Here is a 26,382-nt window from a genome sequence, read left to right on the forward strand (position 1 = left end):
TCTTAGGTAATCGGCGCTGGGTTGAACAAGGTGATGTCGTTATGCAGCTTGTGCTGCTCGGCCCATGTCTGTTTCTTGCCGCTGGCAACATCCAGGTAAAAGTGGAACAACTCCCACCCCAGGTCCTCGATCGAAGCCCGCCCTGTCGCAATCCGCCCGGCGTCGATATCGATCAGGTCAGGCCAGCGTTGCGCCAGCTCGGTGCGGGTCGAGACCTTCACTACCGGCGCCATCGCCAGACCATACGGGGTACCGCGCCCGGTGGTGAATACGTGCAGGTTCATCCCGGCCGCCAGCTGCAAGGTCCCGCAGACAAAATCACTGGCCGGGGTCGCGCAGAAAATCAGGCCTTTGCGCTTGAAGCGTTCGCCAGGGCCCAGCACGCCATTGATCGCGCTGCTGCCGGACTTGACGATCGAGCCCAGCGACTTCTCGACAATGTTCGACAACCCGCCTTTCTTGTTACCCGGCGTGGTGTTGGCACTGCGATCCGCTTCGCCCTTGGCCAGGTATCGGTCGTACCAGTCCATTTCCCGCACCAGTTCCTGCGCCACTTCCTCGGTTTCAGCGCGGGAGGTCAGCAGGTAGATCGCGTCGCGCACCTCGGTGACTTCGGAGAACATCACCGTGGCACCGGCCCGCAACAACAAGTCCGAGGCGTAGCCCAGGGCCGGATTGGCGGTGATCCCGGAAAACGCATCGCTGCCGCCGCACTGCATACCCAGAATCAGCTCGGATGCCGGCACGGTTTCGCGACGACGCTGGTCGAGCTTTTTCAAGCGAGTCTCGGCCAGCGCCATGATCTGTTCGATCATCTCGGTGAACCCGTGACTGGAATCCTGCAGTCGGTACAACCACGGGTCGCTCAGGTCTACCGAACTGTCCCCTTCGTGCATCACCTGCCCGGCCTGCAACTTCTCGCAGCCCAGGCTGATCACCAGCGCCTCGCCACCCAGGTTCGGGTTGCGCGCCAGGTTGCGCACGGTACGGATGGGGATGTACGCGTCTGTTGCGGTAATCGCCACGCCACAGCCATAGCTATGGGTCAGCGCCACCACGTCGTCGACATGCGGATACCTGGGCAGCAACTCGTCCTTGATGCGCTTGACCGCATGATCGAGCACGCCGGTGACGCACTGCACCGTGGTGGTAATGCCGAGGATGTTGCGCGTGCCCACGGTGCCATCGGCGTTGCGATAACCCTCGAAGGTAAAGCCTTCCAGCGGAGCCTGCGCCGCCGGTACTTCGGTGGACAGCGGCAGGCTGTCCAGGGGTGGCGCGGTCGGCATGCGCAGTTGATCCTCATTGACCCAACTGCCGCGGGGAATCGGCTGCAACGCGTAGCCAATGGTCTGGCCGTAGCGAATCACCTGGCCACCCTCGGGAATGTCTTCCAGGGTGACCTTATGGCTCTGCGGCACAAAGTCCAGGGTTACCAGACCGTCCGCAAACGCTGTGCCCGCCGGCACGCCCTGATCGTTAACCACCACAACCACGTTGTCCCGCTCGTTGAGGCGGATGTAGCGCGGCGAGTCGGAATGTTCAATCAACTGCATGACGCCGCTCCTCAGGAATGCGCTTGAGACAATTTATTATGAGTTTCAGGACCGCTCACCGGCGGTTCCTTGAGCACCACGCGCTTGATCGGACCGACGATCACCAGGTAGCTGAACACCGCAACCAGTGCGTTGCAACCGACGAACACCAGTGCCCATTTGAACGAACCGGTGGAGCTGATGATGTAGCCGATCACGATCGGCGTGGTGATCGAGGCGATGTTACCGAACGTGTTGAACAGGCCACCACTCAGACCGGCAATCTGCTTGGGCGACGTGTCGGACACCACTGCCCAACCCAGCGCACCGACGCCTTTGCCGAAGAAAGCCAGGGCCATGAAGCCGACGACCATCCATTCAACATCGACATAGTTGCACGCCACAATGCTGCTGGAGACCAGCAGGCCGGCAATGATCGGCGCCTTGCGAGCGAAGGTCAGGGAGTGCCCCTTGCGCAACAGGTAATCGGAAATCACCCCGCCGAGTACACCACCGATAAAGCCACAGATGGCCGGCAACGAGGCAATGAAACCTGCCTTGAGGATTGTCATCCCGCGTTCCTGCACCAGGTATACCGGAAACCAGGTGAGGAAGAAGTAGGTGATGCCGTTGATGCAGTACTGGCCCAGGTAGACACCGAGCATCATGCGGTTGGTCAGCAATTGACGGATGTAGTCCCACTTCGGTCCGTCAGCCTTGGCGCCTTTGCCCTTGTCCTGGTCCATGTCGACCATGCCGCCGTTGTCGGCGATGTGCTTGAATTCGGCTTCGTTGATCATCGGGTGTTGACGCGGGCTGTAGATCACTTTCAGCCAGATGCCCGAGAAGATGATGCCGATTACGCCCATCACGATAAAGACGTGCTGCCAGCCAAAGCTGTAGACGATCCAGCCCATCAGCGGCGCGAACAGCACGGTGGCAAAGTATTGCGCCGAGTTGAAGATCGCCGAAGCGGTGCCGCGTTCCGCCGTCGGGAACCAGGCCGCGACGATGCGCGCGTTGCCGGGGAAAGAAGGTGCTTCAGCCAGGCCCACGAGGAAACGCAGCATGAACAGCGCCACAACCGCCGTGGACATGCCGAACTCGCCGACATAACCCTGCAACACGGTAAACAGCGACCAGGTGAAAATGCTCAGTGCATAGATTTTTTTCGAGCCGAAACGGTCCAGCAGCCAGCCACCGGGAATTTGCCCGGCCACGTAGGCCCAACCGAATGCAGAGAAGATGTAACCGAGGGTGACCGCATCAATGCCGAGGTCTTTTTGCAGGCTGGAGCCCGCGATGGCAATGGTTGCCCGGTCGGCGTAGTTGATGGTGGTCACCAGGAAAAGCATGAGCAATATCAAATAGCGGACGTGGGTCGGCTTGGTCGCTTGCATGTAGATGTACTCCCACTGATTATTTTTATGCGGGTAATAACGGTGTTGTTTTTGTGGGAGCTGGCCTGCCGGCGATGCGGGCACCTCGGTGTGTCAGTTACACCGCGGTGATGCCATCGCTGGCAGGCCAGCTCCCACAGGTATTGCGGTGTATCAGGAGCCGATGTAAGAGGTTTTCACGACCGTGTAGAACTCTTGCGCGTAGCGACCTTGCTCGCGGGAGCCATAGGATGAACCTTTACGCCCGCCGAATGGAACGTGGTAATCCACGCCAGCCGTCGGCAGGTTGACCATCACCATCCCGGCCTGGGAGTGGCGCTTGAAGTGGTTGGCGTACTTCAGCGAAGTGGTGGCGATGCCCGCTGACAGACCGAACTCGGTATCGTTGGCCATGGCCAGCGCGGAGTCGTAATCGGCTACTCGAACAATGTTGGCCACCGGGCCAAAAATCTCTTCGCGGCTGATGCGCATCGCGGCTTCGCTGTCGGCAAACAGGGTTGGCGCGAGGTAGTAGCCTTCGGTATCACAGGTCACCAAGCCGCCGCCGCTGACCAGGCGCGCACCTTCGGACTGGCCGATGTCGATGTACTTCATGTCCTGTTCAAGCTGCGCCTGGGAGACCACCGGACCAATATCGGTGCCGGTTTTCAGCGCATGTCCAACCTTGATCGACTTCATGCGCTCGGCCATGGCCTCAACGAATTTGTCATGAATTCCGGCGGTGACGATGAAGCGGCTCGAAGCGGTGCAACGTTGGCCGGTGGAGTAGAACGCGCTCTGCACCGACAGCTCGACCGCTTGCTTGAGGTCGGCGTCGTCAAGAATGATCTGCGGGTTCTTGCCACCCATTTCCAGCTGCACTTTGGCCTGGCGCGACACGCAGCTGACTGCGATCTGCCGCCCCACCCCCACCGAACCGGTGAAGCTGATGCCATCGACTTTCGGGCTTTGCACCAGCGCATCGCCAACCACCCGACCGCTGCCCATCACCAGGTTGAACACGCCGGCCGGGAAGCCCGCGCGGGAGATGATTTCGGCCAGGGCCCAGGCGCAACCCGGTACCAGGTCAGCGGGCTTGAGCACCACGCAGTTGCCATAGGCCAGGGCCGGGGCGATTTTCCAGGCGGGGATCGCGATCGGGAAGTTCCACGGGGTGATCAAGCCGACCACGCCCAGGGCTTCGCGGGTCACTTCGACGTGGACACCCGGACGCACCGACGGCAGGTAATCGCCGGACAGACGCAGGGTTTCACCGGCGAAAAACTTGAAGATGTTGCCGGCGCGGGTCACTTCGCCAATGGCTTCAGGCAGGGTCTTGCCCTCCTCCCGAGCCAGCAGGGTGCCCAGCTCTTCGCGACGGGCGAGGATTTCAGTGCCCACTTTGTCCAGCGAATCGTGACGGGCCTGAATGCCCGAAGTGGACCAGGCCGCAAACGCAGCGCGAGCGGCGTCGATGGCGGCGTGGACCTGGGCCAGGTCCGCCTTGGCGTACTCGCCGATGGTATCGGTCAGCTCGGAAGGGTTGATGTTGGCGCAGTAATCACTGCCGGCAACCCATTCGCCGTTGATGTAATTGTCGAAACGCTTTGTATCTGCCACGGATCTATCTCCTCACGCAAAAGGCCGCTGATTGCTCAGCGGCCTTGCTCAATCAATTGTTATTGCGCGCCTTGCTTGTCGATCAGCGCAGCCAGAGCTTCGTACTCTTCTGGCAGCAGGTCGGTCAGCGGCGCACGTACAGGACCTGCGTCGTAGCCGGCAATTTTTGCCCCGGCCTTGACGATGCTCACTGCGTAACCGGCTTTGCGATTACGAAGGTCCAGGTACGGCAGGAAGAAGTCGTCGATGATCTTGCCAACGGTGGCGTGATCTTCGCGGGCAATGGCGTGGTAGAAATCCATCGCGGTTTTCGGGATGAAGTTGAACACCGCCGAGGAGTAGACCGGCACGCCCAGTGCCTTATAGGCAGCGGCGTACACTTCGGCGGTCGGCAAACCACCCAGGTAGCTGAAGCGATCGCCGAGGCGGCGACGGATCGACACCATCAACTCTATGTCGCCCAGGCCATCCTTGTAGCCGATCAGGTTCGGGCAGCGCTCGGCCAGGCGTTCCAGCAGCGGAGCGGTCAGGCGGCAGACGTTACGGTTGTAAACCACCACGCCGATGTTCACCGATTTGCACACGGCTTCAACATGGGCGGCAACGCCGTCCTGGCTGGCTTCGGTCAGGTAGTGCGGCAGCAGCAGCAAGCCTTTGGCGCCCAGGCGCTCGGCTTCTTGAGCGTATTCGATGGCCTGGCGGGTCGAACCGCCGACACCCGCCAGAATCGGCACGCTGGTTTCGCAGGTGTCGACGGCAGTCTTGATGATTTCCGAGTATTCGCTGGCCGCCAGGGAGAAGAACTCACCGGTGCCGCCTGCGGCGAACAAGGCCGAGGCGCCATACGGGGCCAGCCATTCAAGGCGCTTGATATAGCCAGCGCGATTGAAATCGCCCTGGGCATTAAAATCGGTTACCGGAAAAGACAGCAGGCCGGAAGAGAGGATGGACTTCAGTTCTTGTGGATTCATTATTCGAACACCCTGGGTAGCGACGTATGTTGTTGGAAAACCGTTCAGCTTTCGCCGAGTTGTAGGTCATCGTACAACTTAAAATTTAATCGTCAACTGCATTTCATCGTCAGGATGGGAATAAGTGGGGAAACCTGCAGCAGGATGGGTGCTGGATAGCTACGGCTGAGAGGTAGGTTGTCCGAGGATGTGTACCCTCAGAGCCGACGCGGGATGATCGCTGGCTTCATCGCGGGCAAGCCCGGCTCCCACAGGGAGCGTCGAGGGCCACACAACCGGATTTCGCTCATGACTCTTGCAGGAGTGCGGCTGCTGGCGATCGCAGTGTTCCTGTCGCGTCGATAGTGGATGTTCCGCCGCCATCGCGGGCAAGCCCGGCTCCCGTCAGGTTTAGCCCCGCTGCGCCTCAGCCTCTTCATGGGCATGGCGCAGCCGTTCGCGGCTGTTGGTCAGGTGCAGGCGCATGGCGGCCCGTGCGGCATCGGAATCCTGGCGCGCGATGGCGTCGTAGATTTCTTCGTGCTCACGGCTCAGGCGGCTCATGTAGTGCTGCTGGTCGTCGTGGGCCAGCCGCGCCGAGTTGAGGCGGGTGCGCGGGATGATGCTGGTGCCCAGGTGCGTCATGATGTCGGTGAAGTAGCGGTTGCCGGTCGACAGGGCAATCTGCAGGTGAAACTGGAAGTCCGAGGCTACGGCGTCACTGGCATGGGCCGCGCTTTCGTTCAGGGCATCGAGCGCGGCACGCATCAAGGCTAACTGCTCGGCGCTGCGGCGTTGCGCGGCAAGTCCGGCGGACTCCACTTCCAGGCTGATGCGCAATTCCAGGATGGCCAGCACGTCACGCAGGGTGACCACGGTGGCGGGATCGATGCGAAAGCCGCTCGGGCTTGGGGTATCGAGCACAAAAGTACCGATGCCATGGCGGGTTTCCACCTGCCCGGCAGCCTGCAACCGGGAAATGGCTTCGCGCACCACGGTGCGACTGACGCCATGGGCGTCCATGATCGCCGATTCCGTCGGCAACTTGTCACCGCGTTTGAGATGACCGTCGCGGATCTGCTCGGACAGCACCGTCACCAGTTCCTGAGCGAGGCTACGGCGCTTGCGAGGGAGACGTGGTGTGGCGATCGGGTTTTCCATGGTGAACATCGGTCTCGAAAAATTCGGTTGAAACCGCATCATAGCTCAACGCGGTTGTACGATCACCTCTACCCCTTGTAGGAGCGAGCTTGCTCGCGATGGTGGTCAACGATGACACGGGGCAACAGGCTTGCCGTCGCGTCCTCAAGACCATCGCGAGCAAGCTCGCTCCTACAGGGATATCGGCGTCTAGGCGGTGACTGGCTGCTCCACCAGGTGGCCATTGTCGATACGCACATGCCGCGGATGGAAGCGTTTGAGGCTGCTGCGGTGGCCGACGCTGACAATGCTCAAGCCCGGGATCTCGTCGATCAGCGCCTGATACAGCGAGGCTTCATCCTCTTCATCCATCGCCGACGTTGCCTCGTCCATGTAGAGCCACTGAGGGGCATAAAGCAGCGCGCGGGCAAACGCCAGGCGTTGCTGTTCACCCGGGGACAACATGCGCTGCCAGTGATTGGGTTCGTCCAGGCGGCCCAGCAGGTGCGGCAGGCGGCACACTTCCAGCACGTGGGCGTAGCGCTCTTGAGGGTATGTCTCGGCGACCTGTGGATAACTCAGCGCTTCACGCAAGGTGCCAATTGGCAGGTAGGGTTTTTGCGGCAGGAACAGGTACCGCTCGGCCGGCAGGCGAATGCTGCCATGGCCCCGCGGCCACAAATGCCCCATCGCCCGCAGCAGCGTCGATTTGCCGCTGCCGGAGCGGCCGCTGATCATTACACGATCCCCCTCCTCCACCGTCATGTCGGCGCCGGCCAGCAAGTGGCGACCATCAGCAAGATCCAGCCCCAGGTTGTGTACTTTTAACGCCGAGCCCGAATTCTGCACGTCGATGGCCTGCGGCTTTTGCTCATTCTCGGTCATGGCCTGACGGAAACTGAGCAGACGATCACAGGTGGCGCGCCAGGCCGCGAGGCTCTGGTACGCACTGATAAACCAGCTGAAACTCTCCTGCACGTTGCCGAATGCCGAGCTGATCTGCATCAGCTCCCCCAGCTCGATCTTGCCCGCGAAGTAGCGCGGTGCCGCGACCATGAATGGAAAGATGATGGCTGCCTGGCCATAACCGGCCGTGAAGAACGTCAAGCGCTTGGACACCTTCATGATGTCCCAGAAATTGTGCCAGACCAGGCCGAAGCGACTGCTCAAGCGACGATTTTCATTGGGCTCGCCGTCATACAGCGCAATGCTTTCGGCATTCTCGCGAATGCGCACCATGGAAAATCGCAGGTCGGCTTCGAAGCGTTGCTGGTTGTTGTTCAGGCCGATCAGGCGACGACCGATCAAATGCGTCACCCAGCTGCCGATCACGGCATACACCAGCACGCACCAGAACATATAGCCGGGAATGGTAAACCCGTAGACCTCGATACTGCCCGACACCCCCCACAGGATGATCGAGAACGATACCAGGCTGACAATGTTGCGCAGCAGGCCGATCCCCAGTTCCAGGGTGTTGGAGGTGAAGCTGTTGAGGTCCTCGGAGATGCGCTGGTCGGGGTTATCGGTGTAACCGCCTTGCTCGAGGTGGTAGTAGTTCTTATGGCCCAGCCAGCGGGCGAAGTGTTTTTCGGTCAGCCAGGCCCGCCAGCGGATGGTCAGCATCTGCGTCAGGTACAGCCGATAAACCGCGCCCACAATCGCGACGGCCGCGATCGCGCAGAAATACAGGATCAACCGCCAGAATGCTGCCTCATCCTTCTGTTGCAGGGCGTTGTAAAAATCCTTGTACCAGGTGTTGAACCACACCGAAATGCCTACGCTGACCAGCGATAGAACGATTACGGCGATCAGCAGCGTCCAGGCCTTGGCCTTCTCTTCACTGCGCCAGTAAGGCGTGATCATCGCCCAGACTTTGCGAAAAAACTGCCCGCGCACAGCATCATTGACCGCGGAGTACTCAGCGTTCTGATTCATGGAAAAGGCTCATTGGAAAAAAGAACATCACACGAACCGATCATAGATGATCGGCTCGTGTTGCAACGCGGTGTGACAACAATTGTTCAGCACCGGTTCAGCGCCGGACAGGGCGCTTCTGCAATTTGCGCTGCAGAGTACGCCGGTGCATGCCCAGGGCGCGGGCAGTGGCGGAGATGTTGCCTTCGTGTTCAGTCAGCACCCGCTGGATGTGTTCCCACTGCAAGCGGTCCACCGACATCGGGTTTTCCGGTACCAGGGTGTCGAGGTCGGCGTGCTCGGACAGCAGTGCGGCGAGGACGTCATCGGCATCGGCCGGTTTGCACAGGTAGTTGCAGGCACCGCGCTTGATCGCCTCGACGGCGGTGGCAATGCTCGAGTAACCGGTGAGGATCACCACGCGCATTTCCGGGTCCAGCTCCAGCAGCTTGGGCAACAGCACCAGGCCGGAGTCACCGTCCATTTTCAGGTCCAGCGCGGCGTAATCCGGCAGGTCCGCCTGGGCGATGGTCAGACCTTCCTCGGCGGACCCGGCGGTGCTGACGCGAAAGCCGCGACGGGCCATGGCGCGGGCCATCACGCGGGTAAAGGTTGCGTCGTCGTCTACCAGCAGCAAATGCGGGAGTTCTTCGCCTTCGCCTTCGACTTGGATATCGTCACTCATGTTCGTCTCCTCGGGCGACACGGGGCAGGCGCAGCTCGGTGAGCGTGCCGCCTTCCTCATGACTATAGAGTTTCACTGAGCCGCCGGCGCGTGTCACGCTGGCCTTGCTCAAAAACAGGCCCAGGCCGAAACCTTTGCCCTTGGTGGTAAAAAACGGTTTGCCAATCTGCTCGGCGATGGCCAGCGGCACACCGGCACCGTGGTCGCGGATGCTGATGGTCAGGTCCTCGGCATTCCAGTCCAGCGTCACCTGCAACCCTTCCGGGCAGGCGTCGGCGGCGTTGTTCAGCAGGTTCAGCAAGGCCTGGGTCAGGTCCGGCGGTGGCGCCATGCGGGGCACGGCGCCCTGGCCGAGCCGCTGGAAGCGATAACTGGCTTCGGGGCGCATCAGGTGCCAGCGATTCAGGGCCTCGTCGAGCCAGTCGGTGACGTCCTGCATCTCCACGGCCAAGCGACGATTGGCTTCGGCGGCGCGCACCAGTTGCTGCAAGGTTTCCTTGCAGAGTTTCACCTGATCCTGCAGCACCTTCAGATCATCCTGCAACATCGGGTCGGGATGATCCTGCTGCATCTCTTTTAGCAGCACGCTCATGGTGGCCAAAGGCGTGCCCAGTTCGTGGGCGGCGCCAGCGGCCTGGGTCGCAACGGCCAGCAGTTGCTGGTCGCGCAGGCCCTCTTCTCGCCGAATGGCGCGCAACTCTTCCTGGCGACGCAGCTCCTCGGCCATGCGCGCGGCGAAGAAGGTGATCACCGCCGCGGCCAGGGCAAAGCTCAGCCACATTCCGTAAACCTGCAGGTTTTCCCGGGCGATGGGGAACGTCTGCAGGGGATAGAACCGCGCCAGCAGCAAGGTGTACATGGTCAATGCGATGCCGGACAGGATCACCGAATAGCGCCAGGGCAACGTCACGGCGGCGATGGTCAGCGGCACCAGGTAATAGGAAACGAAGGGGTTGGTCGAACCGCCCGAGAAATACAGCAGCGCACTGTGGATAAACAGGTCGCAGGCCAGTTGCACGGCGTATTCGAGTTCAGTGACGGGCCAGGAGGTGCGCAGGCGAATGGCCGTGAACGCGCACAACAGCATCGAGCAGCCGAGGGTCGCGGCCAGCTGAAACCAGGGCAGCGGCAGCAGGTCGAACCAGTAAGCCAGGCCCACGGAACCAGCTTGGGCGGCAAGTACCAAAGTACGAATGAACGTCAGCCGCCAGAGGTTCTGGCGAGTCGCGGAAGTGATTTGAACGGGGGCGAGCATGAGCTCTCCTGATGAGCGCTCCAGGCGGATCGCCAGGAGTATAACCAAGCGCGGGGGCTGGCAGGCAAAAGTGCGGCAAACGGCCACATGGCAGAAACCATGGTGGCGTCTATGAGACCGCTATCGCGAGCAGACTCGCTCGCACATTGAAATGCAATCCCTGTGGCAGCGAGCCTGCTCGCGATTGAGCGCGCAACGGTCACCTTCGATCTGTATAGAAGTTGTAACTGTGCGAACCGGCTCATAAAAGCTAGAGTCTGATGGTTTCACGCAGGCTCGGACCTTAACCCCTGCGCATCGCCCAAGGAGTTTTCATGCACACTTTCCGCCGTAGCGCCGCCCTTCTTGCCCTTAGTGTTGGCACCGTCGCCAGCCTGCCGGCCCTGGCCGCCGACGAGCTGCATTACAACCAGATTTCCCTGCGCGCCGAAGTCAGCCAGGAAGTGGCCCGCGACCTGATGATCGTGACTCTTTATACAGAAGAGCAGAACACCGACCCGGCCAAACTCGCCGCCGACATCAGCACCACCATGAACAAGTCGCTGGCCCAGGCCAAGCAGGTCAAGGACATCACCCTGCGCCAGGGGAGCCGTAACAGCTACCCGATCTACGACACAAAGGGCCAGAAAATCACCGGCTGGCGTGAACGTGCCGAGTTGCGCCTGGAAAGCTCCGATTTCGCCGCCCTGTCGAAGCTGACCGGCGAACTGCTGACCGACCTGAAAATGGCCGGCATGGACTTCGCCATCGCCACGCCAACGCGCAAAGCCAGTGAAGACGCACTGCTCAAGGACGCCGTCAGCGCCTTCAAGGCCCGCGCCCAGCTGGCAACTGACGCCCTGGGCGGCAAAGGCTATAAGATCGTCAACCTGAACCTCAACAGCAACGGTTATCCACAACCGTACATGCGCGGGCCGATGATGATGAAAGCCACCAGCATGGACGCCGCTCCGGTGACCCCGGAAGTTGAGGCTGGCACCAGCCAGGTCAGCATGACGGCAGATGGGTCGATTGAAGTGTTGATGCCTTAAACCGCATTGATTGCCCTTGTAGGAGCTGCCGCAGGCTGCGATCTTTTGACTTTGCCTTCAAGATCAAAAGATCGCAAAGATCAAAAGATCGCAGCCTTCGGCAGCTCCTACGCGGAATGTGCCGACGACTGCCGCATACATGGAATCTGCCGACTACGCTGCATAAGTGGGATATGCCGGATGCTCCGCTGGCGAGGGTATAAATAAGTAACACCGCGCGCCAACTGGGGGCGCCAGACGTCCCGGCCGCCCCATGTAGGTGCGCGATATGCACCGAAAAAAACCTGCGCAAACGGTCAAATGCGCGTCAATTTACACATATGCGACATTAAGGTACGTTCGTGCCACTGTTTAATGCTTGTGGCCCCCCTGCATCTTGCATTGGGTATGGCCCCTGCATAAGTATCCGCAGGCACGACTCACGAGGTCGTCCTCTAATTCCAAAAATGACAACAAATCATGAGGCCACCATGCTCAAACACGCGGTCATTCCGTTTTTAGTCGGCGCCAGCTTGTTAGCTGCCGCACCTTTCGCCCAAGCGGCGACTAACCTGGTGTTTTGCTCCGAAGGGAGCCCGGCCGGTTTTGATCCTGGTCAGTACACCACCGGAACCGACTTCGACGCCTCTGCAGAAACCATTTTCAACCGCCTGACCCAGTTCGAGCGCGGCGGCACCGCCGTGATTCCTGGTCTGGCGACCAGCTGGGACATCGCTGACGATGGCCTGACGTACACCTTTCACCTGCGTGAAGGCGTGAAGTTCCACACCACCCCGTACTTCAAGCCGACTCGTGAGTTCAACGCCGACGACGTGCTGTTCACTTTTAATCGCATGATTAACAAGGACGACCCGTTCCGCAAAGCGTACCCGACCGAATTCCCGTACTTCACCGACATGGGGATGGATACCAACATCACCAAGATCGATAAAGTCGACGATCACACCGTCAAATTCACCTTGAAAGAAGTCGACGCTGCGTTCATCCAGAACATGGCCATGAGCTTCGCCTCGCTGCAATCCGCCGAGTACGCTGCCCAGCTGCTCAAGGACGGCAAGCCTGCCGACATCAACCAGAAACCGATCGGCACCGGCCCGTTCGTGTTCAAGAGCTACCAGAAAGACTCCAACATCCGCTACACCGGGAACAAGGACTACTGGAAACCTGAAGACGTCAAGATCGACAACCTGATCTTCGCCATCACCACAGACCCGTCGGTACGTATCCAGAAGCTGAAGAAGAACGAGTGCCAGGTCACTCTGTTCCCGCGTCCGGCTGACCTCAAGGCGCTGAAGGAAGACAAGGCGCTGAAGATGCCTGACCAGGCTGGTTTCAACCTGGGCTACATCGCTTACAACGTGATGGACAAGGTCAAAGGCAGCAACGAGGCCAACCCGCTGGCTGACCTGCGCGTGCGCCAGGCGCTGGACATGGCGGTCAACAAACCGCAGATCATCGACTCGGTTTACCAGGGCGCGGGCCAACTGGCCGTCAACGCCATGCCGCCGACCCAATGGTCCTACGACACCACCATCAAGGACGCCAAGTACGACCCTGAGAAAGCCAAGGAGCTGCTCAAGGAAGCCGGCGTCAAGGAAGGTACCGAAATCGTCTTGTGGGCCATGCCGGTACAGCGTCCGTATAACCCGAACGCCAAGCTGATGGCCGAAATGCTCCAGTCCGACTGGAAGAAAATCGGTCTGAACGTGAAGATCACCAGCTACGAGTGGGGCGAGTACATCAAGCGCTCCAAAGGTGGCGAGAACCAGGCAATGATCATTGGCTGGAGCGGTGACAATGGTGATCCGGACAACTGGCTCAACGTGTTGTTTGGTTGCGACTCGCTGAGTGGCAACAACTTCTCGAAATGGTGCGACAAGAAATTCGACGGCCTCGTGAAGGAAGCCAAGCGCACCACCGACCAAGGCAAGCGCACCGAACTGTACAAACAGGCACAACACGTCCTCAAGGACGCTGTTCCAATGACACCTATCGCTCACTCGACGGTGTATCAACCCATGCGCGCCAACGTGCAGGACTTCAAGATCAGCCCATTTGGCTTGAATTCCTTCTACGGCGTCAGCGTCAGCAAATAAGGTTCAACAACGGCGACGTCAATGACGTCGCCGTTGTTGTATCCACCGAGAGCGTAGGAAAGAGCCTACATCCAGGTCCGACGCCGACTCCAGCGCCGGCGCAGGACGCGTCTACTTTTCCTACGAATGTTTAGGACTCTACGCATTTACTGCCGGCCCGATGGCTCATACCGTCGGAGTCGACCAGCTCATGCGTGGGCTCTCGGTTTTGCTTCACGTAAATGGATTGCGCTCGACAAGATCCCCAAGTCCCCAGTCGGAACGACGGCTTGTCGAAAATACTCAGAGAACAGAGGGAGCGTCATGCGCCATACCTTGGTTTTATCCGCATTGCTGGGCACCGGCCTGTTGGCCGCTACGTCCATTAGCCAGGCTGCCAGTGACAGCCTGGTGTTCTGCTCCGAAGGCAGCCCCGCTGGCTTCGATACCGCGCAGTACACCACCGCGACCGACAACGACGCCGCCGAACCGCTGTACAACCGCCTGGCAGAGTTCGAAAAAGGCGCAACCAATGTCGTGCCGGGCCTGGCCACCCGCTGGGATATTTCCGAGGACGGCCTGAAATACACCTTCCACCTGCGCGAAGGCGTGAAATTTCATACCACCAAGTACTTCACCCCGAGCCGCGATTTCAACGCCGATGACGTGCTGTTCACGTTCAACCGCATGCTCGATCCGCAACAGCCATTCCGTCAGGCTTATCCAACTGAATTCCCGTATTTCAACGGGATGAGCCTGAACAAGAACATTGCCAAGGTCGAAAAGACCGGGCCTTTGACCGTGGTCATGACGCTTAACAGCGTCGACGCCGCGTTCATCCAGAACATCGCCATGAGCTTCGCTGCCATCCTGTCCGCCGAATACGCCGACCAGCTGCTGGCATCGGGCAAACCAAGCGACATCAATCAGAAGCCGATCGGTACCGGCCCGTTCGTATTCAAGAGTTACCAGAAAGATTCCAACATTCGCTACACCGGCAACAAGCAGTACTGGGACCCGAGCCGGGTCAAACTCGACAACCTGATTTTCGCCATCAACACCGACGCCTCGGTGCGGGTCCAGAAGCTCAAGGCCAACGAATGCCAGATCACCCTGCACCCGCGCCCTGCCGACGTCACCGCGCTGAAAAACGACCCGAAACTCAAGCTCATCGAGAAGCCCGGTTTTAACCTCGGCTACATCGCCTACAACGTTCGACACAAGCCGTTCGACCAGCTTGAAGTGCGCCAGGCGCTGGACATGGCAGTGAACAAGCAGGGCATCCTCAACGCCGTGTACCAGGGCGCCGGGCAACTGGCGGTCAACGCCATGCCGCCGACCCAATGGTCCTACGACGAGACTATCAAGGACGCCGCCTTCAACCCGGAGAAAGCCCGCGAGTTGCTCAAGGCCGCTGGCGTCAAGGAAGGCACCGAAATCACCCTGTGGGCGATGCCCGTGCAGCGCCCTTACAACCCCAATGCCAAGTTGATGGCCGAGATGCTCCAGGCCGACTGGGCAAAAATCGGCCTCAAGGTGAAGATCGTCAGCTACGAATGGGGCGAGTACATCAAGCGCACCAAGAATGGCGAGCACGACATCAGCCTGATCGGCTGGACCGGTGACAACGGGGACCCGGACAACTGGCTCGGTACGCTGTACAGCTGCGATGCCATTGGCGGCAACAACTACTCCATGTGGTGTGATCCGGCTTACGACAAGCTGATCAAGCAGGCCAAGATCGTCACCGATCGCGACCAGCGCACCGTGCTCTACAAGCAGGCGCAGCAATTGCTCAAGCAGCAAGTGCCGATCACGCCAGTCGCCCACTCGACGGTCAACCAGCCGTTGAGCGCCAAAATCGAAGGGTTCAAGGTCAGCCCTTTCGGTCGCAACGTGTTCTCGGGTGTCAGCATAGAAAAATAATCGATTAGCCGAAAAACGCTGGGGGCGCATTCCGCCCCCAAGCAAGCGTATTGCCTTTATTCGTCGATCTGGCGTAATGCAAACGTTTGCCTAGCGAGAAAAGTTCCAAACCAAATAGCCGGACCACAAAAAAAGGCCGGTATAAAAAAAGAGAAACCAAGGAGCTTTACCCATGAAACTGAGCAGCACCGCGTTACTGGCCCTGGCCATCAGTAGCATCACCGCCACGGCTTACGCCGAGACTCAGAGCCAGGAATTCACTCCGGTAACGGTCAACACCAAAAGCGCTCAAGCTGAAGCCACTGGCTTCGTCGAAGGCCAATCCATCAGTGGCACTACACGTAACTGGTACGCCAACGAACAACTGAAACGTGGCGGCACGTTCAACTACAAAAAAAATGGCGTTTCGACCCCGACTGATCGTCGTATCAACTGGGTCCAAGGCACCATCATCAAGTACAACTCCGGCTTCACCGAAGGCACCGTCGGCTTCAGCACCGAAGTCGCCGCCTACAACGCCATTGCGCTGGAGCGCGACCGCGAGAACCTGGCATCCAACAACGGTGGCGCACCGGGTACTCGTCCAGGCGCGGGCAACAACCGCACCCTGACCCGCGAAGGCGGCGACGCTGAAGGCCAATGGAGCAAACTGGGCCTGGCCAACGTCAAGGCGCGCGTTTCCAACACCACCCTGACCGCCGGCCGCATGAACTTCAGCAGCCCGCAGGTCGACGTCATCGGTAACCGTGCCCTGCCTTCGAGCTTCGAAGGGATCGCGATCCACAGCGAAGAACTGAACAACCTGTCCTTCGACCTGGCCACCTTCGATCGCAACTCTCCGCGTACCGAAGAAAGCCTGAGCAAGTTCCGCTCCGAATACGGCGACTCCAGTGCCGAAGCCGATCACGTCAACACCGCCGGCATCACCTACACACCATTCGCCAGCCTGACCACCAGCCTCTGGGGCACCCAGGCCGAAGACCTGTGGAACCAGTACTACTTCGGCGCCAGCCACGTGCTGGGCGACAGCTCGGTACTGAGCCTGACCACTGGCCTGAACTACTACAAGACTGTCGACGAAGGTAAAAAACTGCTGGGCGAAATCGACAACGACACCTACTCCCTGTCGCTCGGCCTGACCCACCAGGCCCACAGCCTGACCTTCTCCTACCAGGAAGTGAACGGTAACGAGTACTTCGATTACCTGCACGAAACCAACGGCATCTACCTGGCCAACTCCCTGCTGTCGGACTTCAACGGCCCGAACGAGAAATCCTTCCAGATCGCCTATGGCCTGAACATGGCCGAATACGGCGTGCCAGGCCTGAAGTTCAACATCTACCAGGCTCGCGGCTGGGGCATCGACGGCACTCACTACAAGGGTGGCGGCTACGACGGCGTGCAGTCCATGGACGGCGAACACCATTACGAATATGGCATCGGTGCTGCTTACGCAGTACAGAGCGGCCCGCTCAAGGCCACCGCGATTCGCGCGACCTACACCGCGCACCGTGCCAGCGAAAACCAGGCTGATGGCAGCATCAACGAGTTCCGTCTCGTGACCACCATCCCGTTCAACATTCTGTAATGCACCTGCCCTGCGGCTGATTCAACGATGAATCGGCCGTTGGGCTTTTGTCTTTCAACCGATTGCAGAGGGTTCTTGATGAAAATGCTTCCCCTACGTGCGGCCATTGCGGCCGCGTTGCTGAGTGTGGCGGTCGGCGTTTCGGCCAAACCGCTGGTGGTTTGCACCGAAGCCAGCCCGGAAGGCTTCGACATGGTTCAGTACACCACTGCAGTCACAGCCGATGCAGTGGCCGAGACCATCTTCAACCGTCTGGCCGACTTCAAGCCCGGCACCACCGACGTGATCCCGGCGCTGGCCGATTCCTGGGACATCAGTGAAGACGGTCTGACGTATACGTTCCATCTGCGCCAAGACGTCAAGTTTCATACCACCGACTATTTCAAGCCGACTCGCAACATGAACGCAGACGATGTGGTCTGGAGTTTCCAGCGTCAGCTGGACCCGAATCACCCGTGGCACAAACTGTCGAGCGTGGGCTTCCCGTACTTCGAAAGCATGGGCTTCAAAGAACTGCTGAAAAGCGTCAAGAAAGTTGACGACAACACGGTCGAGTTCACCTTGACCCGCCGCGAAGCGCCGTTCCTGGCCGACATCGCCATGGCGTTCTCGTCGATCTACTCCGCTGAATACGCCGACCAGTTGCTCAAGGCCGGCAAGACCGGTGACCTGAACAACAAACCGGTCGGCACCGGGCCGTTCATTTTCCAGCGCTATAACAAAGATGCACAGGTCCGTTTCAAGGCCAACCCGGAGTACTTCCGCGGCAAGCCACCGGCCGAAGCGCTGATCCTGGCAATCGCCACCGACAACAACGTGCGCCTGCAAAAGCTCAAGGCCAACGAATGCCAGGTAGCGTTGTATCCAAAACCCGATGACATCCCAAGCATCAAGAAAGACGACAAGCTGAAAGTCGATGAAATGAATGCGATGACCGTCGCCTACATCGCCATCAACACCACGCACAAATACTTGAGTGATGTGCGCGTGCGCAAAGCCATCGACATCGCCTTCGACAAGGAAGCGGCGGTCAATGCCCTGTTTGGCAAAGGTAACGCGACGGTCGCGGTCAATCCGTACCCGGACACCCTGCTGGGCTACAACCACAGTCTGAAGAACCCGCCGCGTGATCTCGACAAGGCCCGCGCCCTGTTGAAGGAAGCCGGTGTACCGGAAGGCACCGTGTTTACCCTGTTCACCCGTAACGGCGGCGGAGCGACCAACCCGAACCCGATGCTCGGCGCGCAAATGATGCAGGCCGATCTCGCCAAAGTCGGCATCAAAATCGACATACGGGTGATGGAATGGGGCGAAATGCTCAAACGCGCGAAGAACGGCGAGCACGACATGGTGTCTGCAGGTTGGGCGGGCGATAACGGTGACCCGGATAACTTCCTAACGCCTATGCTCAGTTGCGAAGCGGCGAAGAACGGCGAAAACTACGCGCGCTGGTGCAATGAAAAATTCCAGACCCTACTTGATGAGGCCCGCTCCAAGGTCGATCCGGTTGAACGCGCAGCGCTCTACGAGCAGGCACAGGTCATTTTTAATCAGGATCAACCTTGGATCAGCATCGCACACACTAGAATGTTTACCGCAATGCGCAAGAACGTAGAGGGCTATCACATCAGCCCTCTCACCACTAATAACTTCGCCACTACCCAGGTGAAGTAGATAAGAAAACTCCCGGTGTCCCTGACTCCAGGGACACCAGGCACGCCTAACCGGCTGATGAGGTACACCACAAGATGTTTAGTTTTATTGCCCGCCGATTGGGGTTATTGATCCCCACGTTCTTCGGCATCACCTTGCTGACTTTCGCGTTGATTCGCATGATCCCTGGCGACCCCGTGGAAGTCATGATGGGCGAACGCAGAGTCGACCCGGAAATGCATGCTCAGGCAATGGAACGCCTAGGTCTGAACAAACCCCTGTATGCCCAATACCTGGATTACATTGGCAAACTGGCTCAAGGCGATCTCGGCGAGTCGTTGCGCACCCGGGAAAGCGTCTGGACTGAATTCACTTCACTGTTCCCCGCGACCCTGGAACTGTCCATGGCCGCCCTGCTGTTCGCCGGCATCCTGGGCCTGCTGGCCGGGGTGATCGCGGCACTCAAGCGAGGATCCCTGTTCGACCATGGGGTGATGGGCATCTCCCTGGCGGGATATTCGATGCCGATCTTCTGGTGGGGCCTGATCCTGATCATGTTCTTCTCGGTGTCCCTGGGCTGGACCCCGGTGTCCGGACGGATCGACCTGCTCTACGACATTGAGCCGCGTACCGGCTTCATGCTGATCGACACGCTGCTGGCCGATGACGTCGGTGCGTTCCTCGATGCGCTGCACCACCTGATCCTGCCTGCCATCGTGCTCGGCACCATCCCGCTGGCGGTCATTGCGCGGATGACCCGTTCCTCGATGCTCGAAGTGCTGCGCGAAGACTACATCCGCACCGCCCGCGCCAAAGGCCTGTCGCCATCGCGCGTGGTATTCGTGCACGGTCTGCGCAACGCACTGATTCCGGTATTGACGGTAGTCGGCCTGCAAGTCGGCACTTTGCTGGCCGGTGCGGTACTGACCGAAACCATTTTCTCCTGGCCCGGCATCGGCAAGTGGCTGATCGAAGCCATTGGCGCGCGGGACTATCCCGTGGTGCAGAACGGCATCCTGTTAATCGCCTGCCTGGTGATTGTGGTCAACTTCGTAGTGGATATCCTCTACGGCTTTGCCAACCCACGCATCCGTCATCAGCGCTGAGATCATGACCATGACCACTCCAGCTTCAACTCCAGCGGTAGCAGTCGATCAAAGCCTGCTGTACCCGTCCCCGTACAAAGAATTCTGGCAAGCCTTCTCCAAGAACAAAGGCGCCGTCGCCGGCCTGATGTTCATGTTGCTGGTGATTTTCTGCGCACTGTTCGCCCCCTGGGTGGCACCGCACAACCCGAGCGAGCAGTACCGCGACTTCCTGCTGACCCCGCCAGCCTGGCTGGAAGGTGGGCAGATGCAGTTCCTGCTCGGCACCGATGAACTGGGCCGAGACCTGCTGTCACGGCTGATCCAGGGCTCGCGCCTGTCGCTGCTGATCGGCTTGTCGTCGGTAGTGATGTCGCTGATTCCAGGTATTCTCCTGGGGCTGTTCGCCGGGTTTTTCCCGCGCTTGCTTGGCCCGTCCATCATGCGTCTGATGGACATCATGCTGGCACTGCCGTCGCTGCTGCTCGCCGTGGCGATTGTCGCCATCCTCGGTCCTGGCCTGATCAACACCGTGATCGCCATCGCTGTGGTGTCCCTGCCATCCTACGTGCGTCTGACCCGCGCTGCGGTGATGGGCGAACTGAACCGCGACTACGTGACCGCAGCGCGCCTGGCGGGTGCCGGTCTGCCACGCCTGATGTTCATCACCGTGCTGCCCAACTGCATGGCACCGCTGATCGTTCAGGCGACCTTGAGCTTCTCCTCGGCGATTCTCGATGCCGCGGCACTGGGCTTCCTCGGCCTTGGCGTCCAACCGCCAACCCCTGAGTGGGGCACGATGCTGGCTTCGGCTCGCGACTACATCGAACGCGCCTGGTGGGTGGTAAGTCTGCCTGGTCTGACCATTTTGCTCAGCGTGCTGGCAATCAACTTGATGGGCGACGGCCTGCGCGATGCGCTGGACCCGAAACTCAAGAACGCCGCCTGAGGAGATTCAAATGTCACTGTTAGAAATCAAGAATCTCAACGTTCGCTTTGGCGACAAGAATGCCGTGCCAGTGGTCGACGGCCTCGACCTCAAGGTCGACAAGGGCGAAGTCCTGGCCATCGTTGGCGAGTCGGGTTCCGGCAAGTCCGTGACCATGATGGCGTTGATGGGGCTGATCGAGCACCCAGGTATCGTGACCGCCGACGCGCTGAATTTCGACGGCAAGAACATGCTCAAGCTCAGCAATCGTCAACGTCGGCAAATCGTCGGCAAAGACCTGTCCATGGTCTTCCAGGACCCGATGACCGCGCTGAACCCGAGCTACACCGTCGGTTTCCAGATCGAAGAAGTGCTGCGCCTGCACCTGAAAATGTCCGGCAAGCAGGCGCGTAAACGCGCCATCGAACTGCTGGAAAAAGTTGAAATACCGGGCGCCGCCAGTCGTATGGATGCCTACCCGCACCAGTTGTCCGGCGGTATGAGCCAGCGTGTCGCGATCGCCATGGCGATTGCCGGCGAGCCGAAATTGCTGATCGCCGACGAACCGACCACAGCCCTCGACGTGACGATTCAGGCGCAGATCATGGAGCTGCTGCTGGCCCTGCAGAAAGAGCAGAACATGGGCCTGGTGCTGATCACCCACGACCTCGCCGTCGTTGCCGAGACCGCCCAGCGCGTGTGCGTGATGTACGCTGGCCAGGCGGTTGAAGTCGGGCAGGTGCCGCAACTGTTCGACATCCCGGCGCACCCGTACAGCGAAGCGCTGCTCAAGGCCATTCCGGAACACAGCCTCGGCGCCTCGCGCCTGTCCACGCTGCCGGGCATCGTTCCCGGTCGTTACGACCGTCCGCAGGGTTGCCTGCTGTCGCCGCGCTGCCCCTATGTGCAAGAAAATTGCCGCACCCAGCGTCCGGCCCTCGACCCGAAAAGCAACAGCCTCGCCCGCTGCTTCTACCCGCTGAATCAGGAGGTGGCGTAATGGCCGTCGTACTTACCGCCCGCGACCTGACCCGTCACTACGAAGTGTCCCGTGGCCTGTTCAAGGGCCACGCGACCGTACGCGCCCTGAACGGCGTGTCGTTCGAACTGGAGGCCGGCAAGACCCTCGCCGTTGTTGGCGAATCGGGCTGCGGCAAATCCACCCTGGCCCGCGCCCTGACCCTGATCGAAGAGCCGTCATCCGGCTCTTTGAAAATCGCCGGCCAGGAAGTCGCTGGCGCCGACAAGGCCCAGCGCAAGCAGCTGCGTAAAGACGTGCAGATGGTGTTCCAGAGCCCGTATGCGTCGTTGAACCCGCGGCAGAAAGTCGGCGACCAGCTGGGCGAACCGCTGCTGATCAACACCAACCTGAGCGCCGCCGAACGTCGCGAGAAAGTCCAGGCGATGATGAAGCAGGTCGGCTTGCGCCCTGAGCATTACCAGCGCTACCCGCACATGTTCTCCGGCGGCCAGCGCCAACGGATCGCCCTCGCCCGCGCGATGATGTTGCAACCAAAAGTGCTGGTGGCGGATGAGCCGACCTCGGCACTGGACGTGTCGATCCAGGCCCAGGTGCTGAACCTGTTCATGGACCTGCAGCAGGAGTTCAACACCGCCTACGTGTTCATCTCCCACAACCTGGCGGTGGTGCAACACGTCGCCGATGACGTGATGGTGATGTACCTCGGCCGCCCGGTGGAGATCGGCCCGAAGAACGACATCTACGAACGCCCGCTGCACCCCTACACCCAGGCGCTGCTGTCGGCCACCCCGACCATCCACCCGGACCCGAACAAGCCGAAAATCAAGATCGTCGGCGAACTGCCCAACCCTCTGAACCCGCCACCGGGCTGCGCTTTCCACAAGCGCTGCCCGTATGCGACCGAGCGCTGCAGTACCGAAGAGCCGGCGTTGCGTCTGCTCGACAACCGCCAGGTGGCTTGCCACTACGCCGAGCAGTTTCTCGACGGCGTGGCCTGAAAAATGTAGGCGAGAGCCTGCTCACAAAGATGGGGTGTCAGTCACTACTATTGTGGCTGACACACCGCTTTTGCGAACCGGCTCATTACCTGTTTGACCAAACCCCTTTTCCTGGAGTGCGCCCCAGCTCGATAGAAGGGGTTTTCTTTTATCTGTCGAGATAATGCAACTCTGGGAACGTTATATAATGCAGGATCAGCCTCGGCTTTACTCAAAATGAACATACGTTCCTGAGCAAAAGAAAGCGGCACCTCCACCTCATCCTGATCACCGATCATTCGCTGTGCTCTCCAGACCTTTCGAACATCTCTCGACGCTTCAAACTGGGAATAAGACATGCCAGCCATATAACTGTCAGCCCGGCACCAATCAAACTGTTCAATTGGAAGGCCGCCACAGCCGAGTAATAGTTGAGCAACATCCCCCCCAGCAACGATCCAAGCGGCATCGCCCCCCAACTGATGAGCCTGACCACAGACGTCATGCGACCCAGCAAGTCCCGCGGCGTTTCCTCCTGACGCAACGTGATGTGCAAGATCGAATGTGCTGCGGCAGACACTCCGGAAAGCAGTAGCGCGATAGCAACGGCGACCTGGCTGATCCACATTTCTGAATAGGGTACCGGGATGAGCACCAGCGGAAGTTGTGCGCCTATTAAGGTAGCGGCCAGCATAAACAACCTCCCGATGCTCACCTTCACCCGCGAGATAACGATCGCCCCCACCAACGACCCCAGGCCGCCACAGGTCAGTACGATACCCACCACATACGCCGGTGAAGTCAGATCCCTGGTCAGATAGATGAACAGCATCGTCAACAGCGAGAAATACACCAGATGCCATATCGCGGCGCCGCTGGCCAACAACAGGATCTTACGGTTGCCAAATACAAAGCGAAGACCGGATAGCAAAGCCTCAAGCACTGGTTCATGGGTAACGGGAGGCTCATCAGCCTTCTTTACACTGACACCTTTGGTCAATGCAAACGATACAAGGTAAGAGATGGCATCAACCACTAACGCCATAGTTGGCCCGATAAAACTGGCGATGGCCCCCGCCATCCCCGGCCCCCCGGTTGTGGCGATGGACTGGCTCATCGATAAACGAGAATTACCGGCCAACAACTGTTGGTCAGGCACTATCCGGGGAATAAAACTCCAATAGGCGATATCCGAGAACACGGTGACGCTGGCAATGAGGAAAGTACACAGAAACAGGGCTGCAGTACTCAGACTGTCAGCCCAATACAATAGGGGAATGAAAGCAACTAGAACAGCTCGTAGCACATCGCTTGCAAGCAGCAGGCGTCGCTGCGAAACCCGGTCTACCCACACGCCAGCAAACACACCGAATATCACTGGCGGAACACCTTGCAGTGCGAGCAGAATACCCAGTTCGGCAGCATCGAACCCCAACACGCCAATCGCGAACAACGGAATGGCCACTGCCGAAATTTCGCTACCGACCAGTGAAACCGCTTGTGCAGCCCAGAGCAGTGAAAAATCTCTCCCCAAGTCTTTAGCCATTGTCGTGGCCAGCCCGATGCATAGCTTCGCGCAGACTTTTCGGACGCATGTCGACCCAGCGCTGCTCTATTTCATGCAGGCACTCCTCCTTTGGACACGGACCAAACACAGACCTCCACCCAGCAGGAAGATTTTTTCCTTGAGGCCATAGGGAATACTGTTCTTCCTCGTTCACAACCACAACATAGCCCGACTCGGCATTCAAAAATGTCATACCACCTCCTCAGATCGAATGAACAGGAATGATTAGCGAAGGTTCAGCTTCGTGAGAGTTGAACCTGGGATGCAGCAATGGCTTTCTGATTTCAGATGTTTTCAAGCAGCGTTTTCGGGTTGCGCTCGTCAACTCCTTCATCGTTTTAAGCAGCACCGGCTGGCGTTAAGTTCGTTCTTCAGGGATAAATTTCAACCGCACCAACTCGTTGAAATTATGGACTTATCCGACCAGACGAATCAGCAACTTCCAAAGGGATAAAGGCTGCGCCAACCTTAATTATTGCAATAATACTGACAACCAGATCGACGGAAGCCTCGGCATATACCCCGATGCGGGATTCATAGGTGGCCCCAGTTGAATGAAAAGGCTGGCAAGGTCATTCGACAGCCTATAAAGCTCTTGATACGCAATGGTTTTATCCACCCCCACTAATGCTTCGATCACGTTGACACTCTTCAAGCGTCGATCTAGTTTTCAATATAGACATCACACTCAATCGCACAATAGAAAAAAATCGATATATAAATTTACAGAAATAGCTGTAGGAACATTCTGTAGGTCCGCGCCACCGACAAGCTCTAAACCATCTCAATATGTTTCAAATAACTGCGTGGTATTTACCGGAAACGGTTTTGGCAATAACGAAAAATCTCAACCATCAGCCAGGGGGGGTTAAATACGGGCGACAGAAAGCCGTAACCATGCAGCGGGAAATGCACCCAAAATGAGGTGAATTATCCAGGCGAAGATTGAGAGGGTGTAGAGCTACGGCACCGAAGAACCGGCCCTGCGCCTGCTCGACAACCGCCAGGTGGCTTGCCACTACGCCGAGCAGCTTCTGGATGGCGCGACATGACGGTGTACTAAAGAACCTGTGGGAGCGGGCTTGCCCGCGATGGCGTCCCACCAGGCGACTTTAATGTCACTGCGGCATCGCCATCGCGGGCAAGCCCGCTCCCACAGGGTCAGGTGTTGGTTACCCAAAACCTCTTCTACCTCGACTGCGTAACGGTCGGAGTGAAGGGGTTATCTTTTGCCCGAAAATTACCTCTTACGTCTGGCTATCGCCTTCATCCGGGTCATCGGAATCCGGCTCTTCGGTAGTGGAATCATCGTCGTCCGCGCTACCTCCCTGCCCCTGGTCACCGGGCTCGGATTCGGACTTGGCGATCATCAGGCCTGAGTGCCCTACCTGCCCGCTCGATGCCTGTTCACCGTGATCGGGGCATTCGGCCCGCGCTGCGGACATGCCAACGGACATAATCACCAAAACCTTTAGCAACAGCAAAATGCGTCGAAAAATGCTCATAGCCGAATTCATCCTTTTGGTTAAGCATGGGATGCCTGAGGGGCAGTCCGTGAAATTTAGTTCCGATTGAGTCGGTTCTCCAGATAGGACGTTAATGAAACAGCAGAATGCCGCTCACAAGCAGACTGGTTTTGCATAATGATTATGGCGAATCGATATGAGCCCGGTTTTACGGACGATGGAGGCGGCAATGTCGCTATTGCAGACACTGCTAGAACTGGAACAACGCCTGCTGGCGCAGGCCACGCGGATTGATGCCGAAGCGATTTCACAGTTGATCGACGACGACTTCACGGAGTTTGGCGCCAGTGGGGCCGTGTGGTGCAAAGCCGACGTGGTCGAGAGTTTGCCTGATCAGGTCTTCGTCCAACGCACCATCACCGAGTTCGCCGTTAAACCAATCTCGGCTGATACCGCCCTGGTGACCTACCGCTGCCTAACCGATGACAACACCACCTTGCGCAGCTCAATCTGGCGTCAGAGAGAAGGGCGATGGCAGATGGTTTTTCATCAGGGGACGTTTGTGCTCTAGCGCGCCAAGATCAAAAGATCGCAGCCTTCGGCAGCTCCTACGGGTATACGCC

General features: G+C 58.9%; 21 protein-coding genes. 10 read left to right on the forward strand and 11 right to left on the reverse strand.

Translation table 11 applies throughout. The features are described from left to right. Positions 1-2: 2 nt before the first annotated feature. The 8 genes from garD to AAEZ09_RS08750 form a co-directional block, all read right to left on the reverse strand. Complete coding sequence (garD, locus tag AAEZ09_RS08715) at positions 3-1,556, reverse strand: galactarate dehydratase (protein WP_350599058.1); 1,554 nt, start codon at positions 1,554-1,556, stop codon at positions 3-5. 11 nt (positions 1,557-1,567) lie between these two features. Then, on the reverse strand, positions 1,568-2,935 hold the full coding sequence (locus AAEZ09_RS08720; RefSeq protein WP_350599060.1) for an MFS transporter: 1,368 nt from the start codon (positions 2,933-2,935) through the stop codon (positions 1,568-1,570). A gap of 153 nt (positions 2,936-3,088) precedes the next feature. Further along, positions 3,089-4,534: an aldehyde dehydrogenase family protein gene (locus AAEZ09_RS08725; RefSeq protein WP_350599062.1), complete on the reverse strand. Its 1,446-nt coding sequence runs from the start codon at positions 4,532-4,534 to the stop codon at positions 3,089-3,091. A 59-nt stretch (positions 4,535-4,593) separates the two neighbouring features. Continuing rightward, on the reverse strand, positions 4,594-5,505 hold the full coding sequence (gene kdgD / locus AAEZ09_RS08730; protein WP_045061482.1) for a 5-dehydro-4-deoxyglucarate dehydratase: 912 nt from the start codon (positions 5,503-5,505) through the stop codon (positions 4,594-4,596). Positions 5,506-5,895: 390 nt separating this feature from the next. Then, complete coding sequence (locus tag AAEZ09_RS08735; RefSeq protein ID WP_205940042.1) at positions 5,896-6,645, reverse strand: FadR/GntR family transcriptional regulator; 750 nt, start codon at positions 6,643-6,645, stop codon at positions 5,896-5,898. Between the two features lie 189 nt (positions 6,646-6,834). Beyond that, the gene (locus AAEZ09_RS08740; RefSeq protein ID WP_350599065.1) at positions 6,835-8,562 is read right to left on the reverse strand and encodes an ABC transporter ATP-binding protein/permease; all 1,728 of its coding nucleotides are present in this window, start codon (positions 8,560-8,562) and stop codon (positions 6,835-6,837) included. 97 nt (positions 8,563-8,659) lie between these two features. Then, the gene (locus tag AAEZ09_RS08745; RefSeq protein WP_045061485.1) at positions 8,660-9,226 is read right to left on the reverse strand and encodes a response regulator transcription factor; all 567 of its coding nucleotides are present in this window, start codon (positions 9,224-9,226) and stop codon (positions 8,660-8,662) included. Beyond that, on the reverse strand, positions 9,219-10,481 hold the full coding sequence (locus AAEZ09_RS08750; protein WP_045061486.1) for an ATP-binding protein: 1,263 nt from the start codon (positions 10,479-10,481) through the stop codon (positions 9,219-9,221). The genes AAEZ09_RS08745 and AAEZ09_RS08750 overlap by 8 nt, the downstream gene beginning before the upstream one ends. A 314-nt stretch (positions 10,482-10,795) precedes the next feature. On the opposite strand from AAEZ09_RS08750, the gene AAEZ09_RS08755 reads away from it, so the two are divergent. The 9 genes from AAEZ09_RS08755 (at position 10,796) to AAEZ09_RS08795 (ending at position 22,747) form a co-directional block, all read left to right on the forward strand. Next, positions 10,796-11,512 carry an SIMPL domain-containing protein gene (locus AAEZ09_RS08755; RefSeq protein WP_350599069.1) on the forward strand — a complete coding sequence of 239 codons (717 nt, stop codon included), beginning with the start codon at positions 10,796-10,798 and terminating at the stop codon, positions 11,510-11,512. Between the two features lie 470 nt (positions 11,513-11,982). Next, the gene (locus AAEZ09_RS08760) at positions 11,983-13,608 is read left to right on the forward strand and encodes an ABC transporter substrate-binding protein (protein WP_045061488.1); all 1,626 of its coding nucleotides are present in this window, start codon (positions 11,983-11,985) and stop codon (positions 13,606-13,608) included. 303 nt (positions 13,609-13,911) lie between these two features. Continuing rightward, entirely contained in the window at positions 13,912-15,513 is a 1,602-nt protein-coding gene (locus AAEZ09_RS08765) for an ABC transporter substrate-binding protein (RefSeq protein ID WP_045061489.1), read from the forward strand. Between the two features lie 172 nt (positions 15,514-15,685). Then, entirely contained in the window at positions 15,686-17,101 is a 1,416-nt protein-coding gene (locus AAEZ09_RS08770) for an OprD family porin (RefSeq protein WP_350599071.1), read from the forward strand. A gap of 78 nt (positions 17,102-17,179) precedes the next feature. Beyond that, positions 17,180-18,775, forward strand: a complete 1,596-nt coding sequence (locus AAEZ09_RS08775; RefSeq protein WP_350599074.1) for an ABC transporter substrate-binding protein — start codon at positions 17,180-17,182, stop codon at positions 18,773-18,775. Positions 18,776-18,849: 74 nt separating this feature from the next. Then, positions 18,850-19,860: an ABC transporter permease subunit gene (locus tag AAEZ09_RS08780; protein WP_045061492.1), complete on the forward strand. Its 1,011-nt coding sequence runs from the start codon at positions 18,850-18,852 to the stop codon at positions 19,858-19,860. A 10-nt stretch (positions 19,861-19,870) separates the two neighbouring features. Beyond that, on the forward strand, positions 19,871-20,788 hold the full coding sequence (locus AAEZ09_RS08785) for an ABC transporter permease subunit (protein WP_045061493.1): 918 nt from the start codon (positions 19,871-19,873) through the stop codon (positions 20,786-20,788). Between the two features lie 10 nt (positions 20,789-20,798). Continuing rightward, positions 20,799-21,767 carry an ABC transporter ATP-binding protein gene (locus tag AAEZ09_RS08790; protein WP_205893544.1) on the forward strand — a complete coding sequence of 323 codons (969 nt, stop codon included), beginning with the start codon at positions 20,799-20,801 and terminating at the stop codon, positions 21,765-21,767. Further along, a complete protein-coding gene (locus AAEZ09_RS08795; protein WP_045061495.1) occupies positions 21,767-22,747 on the forward strand; it encodes a peptide ABC transporter ATP-binding protein in 981 nt (326 codons plus the stop codon). The genes AAEZ09_RS08790 and AAEZ09_RS08795 overlap by 1 nt, the downstream gene beginning before the upstream one ends. A 274-nt stretch (positions 22,748-23,021) precedes the next feature. Here AAEZ09_RS08795 and AAEZ09_RS08800 read toward each other — a convergent pair whose 3' ends face one another. The 3 genes from AAEZ09_RS08800 to AAEZ09_RS08810 form a co-directional block, all read right to left on the reverse strand. Further along, positions 23,022-24,272, reverse strand: a complete 1,251-nt coding sequence (locus tag AAEZ09_RS08800) for an MFS transporter (RefSeq protein WP_350599076.1) — start codon at positions 24,270-24,272, stop codon at positions 23,022-23,024. Next, on the reverse strand, positions 24,265-24,486 hold the full coding sequence (locus AAEZ09_RS08805; protein ID WP_350599078.1) for an MbtH family protein: 222 nt from the start codon (positions 24,484-24,486) through the stop codon (positions 24,265-24,267). The genes AAEZ09_RS08800 and AAEZ09_RS08805 overlap by 8 nt, the downstream gene beginning before the upstream one ends. A gap of 1,054 nt (positions 24,487-25,540) precedes the next feature. Next, positions 25,541-25,798, reverse strand: coding sequence for a hypothetical protein (locus AAEZ09_RS08810; RefSeq protein ID WP_350599080.1), 258 nt, complete (start codon positions 25,796-25,798; stop codon positions 25,541-25,543). A 190-nt stretch (positions 25,799-25,988) separates the two neighbouring features. On the opposite strand from AAEZ09_RS08810, the gene AAEZ09_RS08815 reads away from it, so the two are divergent. Next, a complete protein-coding gene (locus AAEZ09_RS08815) occupies positions 25,989-26,330 on the forward strand; it encodes a nuclear transport factor 2 family protein (RefSeq protein ID WP_350599082.1) in 342 nt (113 codons plus the stop codon). The last annotated feature ends 52 nt before the right edge of the window (positions 26,331-26,382 follow it).

It is taken from the genome of Pseudomonas sp. 65/3-MNA-CIBAN-0223 (assembly GCF_040310425.1).
Classification (GTDB): domain Bacteria; phylum Pseudomonadota; class Gammaproteobacteria; order Pseudomonadales; family Pseudomonadaceae; genus Aquipseudomonas; species Aquipseudomonas gregormendelii.

Excerpts from the sequence above, each read along its gene's own strand:
- AAEZ09_RS08740 (WP_350599065.1), bottom strand. The coding sequence starts at position 8,562 with ATGAATCAGAACGCTGAGTACTCCGCGGTCAATGATGCTGTGCGCGGG.
- AAEZ09_RS08790 (WP_205893544.1), top strand. The coding sequence starts at position 20,799 with ATGTCACTGTTAGAAATCAAGAATCTCAACGTTCGCTTTGGCGACAAG.
- AAEZ09_RS08735 (WP_205940042.1), bottom strand. The coding sequence starts at position 6,645 with ATGGAAAACCCGATCGCCACACCACGTCTCCCTCGCAAGCGCCGTAGC.
- AAEZ09_RS08780 (WP_045061492.1), top strand. The coding sequence starts at position 18,850 with ATGTTTAGTTTTATTGCCCGCCGATTGGGGTTATTGATCCCCACGTTC.
- AAEZ09_RS08760 (WP_045061488.1), top strand. The coding sequence starts at position 11,983 with ATGCTCAAACACGCGGTCATTCCGTTTTTAGTCGGCGCCAGCTTGTTA.
- AAEZ09_RS08745 (WP_045061485.1), bottom strand. The coding sequence starts at position 9,226 with ATGAGTGACGATATCCAAGTCGAAGGCGAAGGCGAAGAACTCCCGCAT.
- AAEZ09_RS08765 (WP_045061489.1), top strand. The coding sequence starts at position 13,912 with ATGCGCCATACCTTGGTTTTATCCGCATTGCTGGGCACCGGCCTGTTG.
- AAEZ09_RS08755 (WP_350599069.1), top strand. The coding sequence starts at position 10,796 with ATGCACACTTTCCGCCGTAGCGCCGCCCTTCTTGCCCTTAGTGTTGGC.
- AAEZ09_RS08805 (WP_350599078.1), bottom strand. The coding sequence starts at position 24,486 with ATGACATTTTTGAATGCCGAGTCGGGCTATGTTGTGGTTGTGAACGAG.
- AAEZ09_RS08810 (WP_350599080.1), bottom strand. The coding sequence starts at position 25,798 with ATGAGCATTTTTCGACGCATTTTGCTGTTGCTAAAGGTTTTGGTGATT.
- AAEZ09_RS08815 (WP_350599082.1), top strand. The coding sequence starts at position 25,989 with ATGTCGCTATTGCAGACACTGCTAGAACTGGAACAACGCCTGCTGGCG.
- AAEZ09_RS08720 (WP_350599060.1), bottom strand. The coding sequence starts at position 2,935 with ATGCAAGCGACCAAGCCGACCCACGTCCGCTATTTGATATTGCTCATG.
- AAEZ09_RS08785 (WP_045061493.1), top strand. The coding sequence starts at position 19,871 with ATGACCACTCCAGCTTCAACTCCAGCGGTAGCAGTCGATCAAAGCCTG.
- kdgD (WP_045061482.1), bottom strand. The coding sequence starts at position 5,505 with ATGAATCCACAAGAACTGAAGTCCATCCTCTCTTCCGGCCTGCTGTCT.
- AAEZ09_RS08775 (WP_350599074.1), top strand. The coding sequence starts at position 17,180 with ATGAAAATGCTTCCCCTACGTGCGGCCATTGCGGCCGCGTTGCTGAGT.
- AAEZ09_RS08750 (WP_045061486.1), bottom strand. The coding sequence starts at position 10,481 with ATGCTCGCCCCCGTTCAAATCACTTCCGCGACTCGCCAGAACCTCTGG.
- AAEZ09_RS08795 (WP_045061495.1), top strand. The coding sequence starts at position 21,767 with ATGGCCGTCGTACTTACCGCCCGCGACCTGACCCGTCACTACGAAGTG.
- garD (WP_350599058.1), bottom strand. The coding sequence starts at position 1,556 with ATGCAGTTGATTGAACATTCCGACTCGCCGCGCTACATCCGCCTCAAC.
- AAEZ09_RS08800 (WP_350599076.1), bottom strand. The coding sequence starts at position 24,272 with ATGGCTAAAGACTTGGGGAGAGATTTTTCACTGCTCTGGGCTGCACAA.
- AAEZ09_RS08770 (WP_350599071.1), top strand. The coding sequence starts at position 15,686 with ATGAAACTGAGCAGCACCGCGTTACTGGCCCTGGCCATCAGTAGCATC.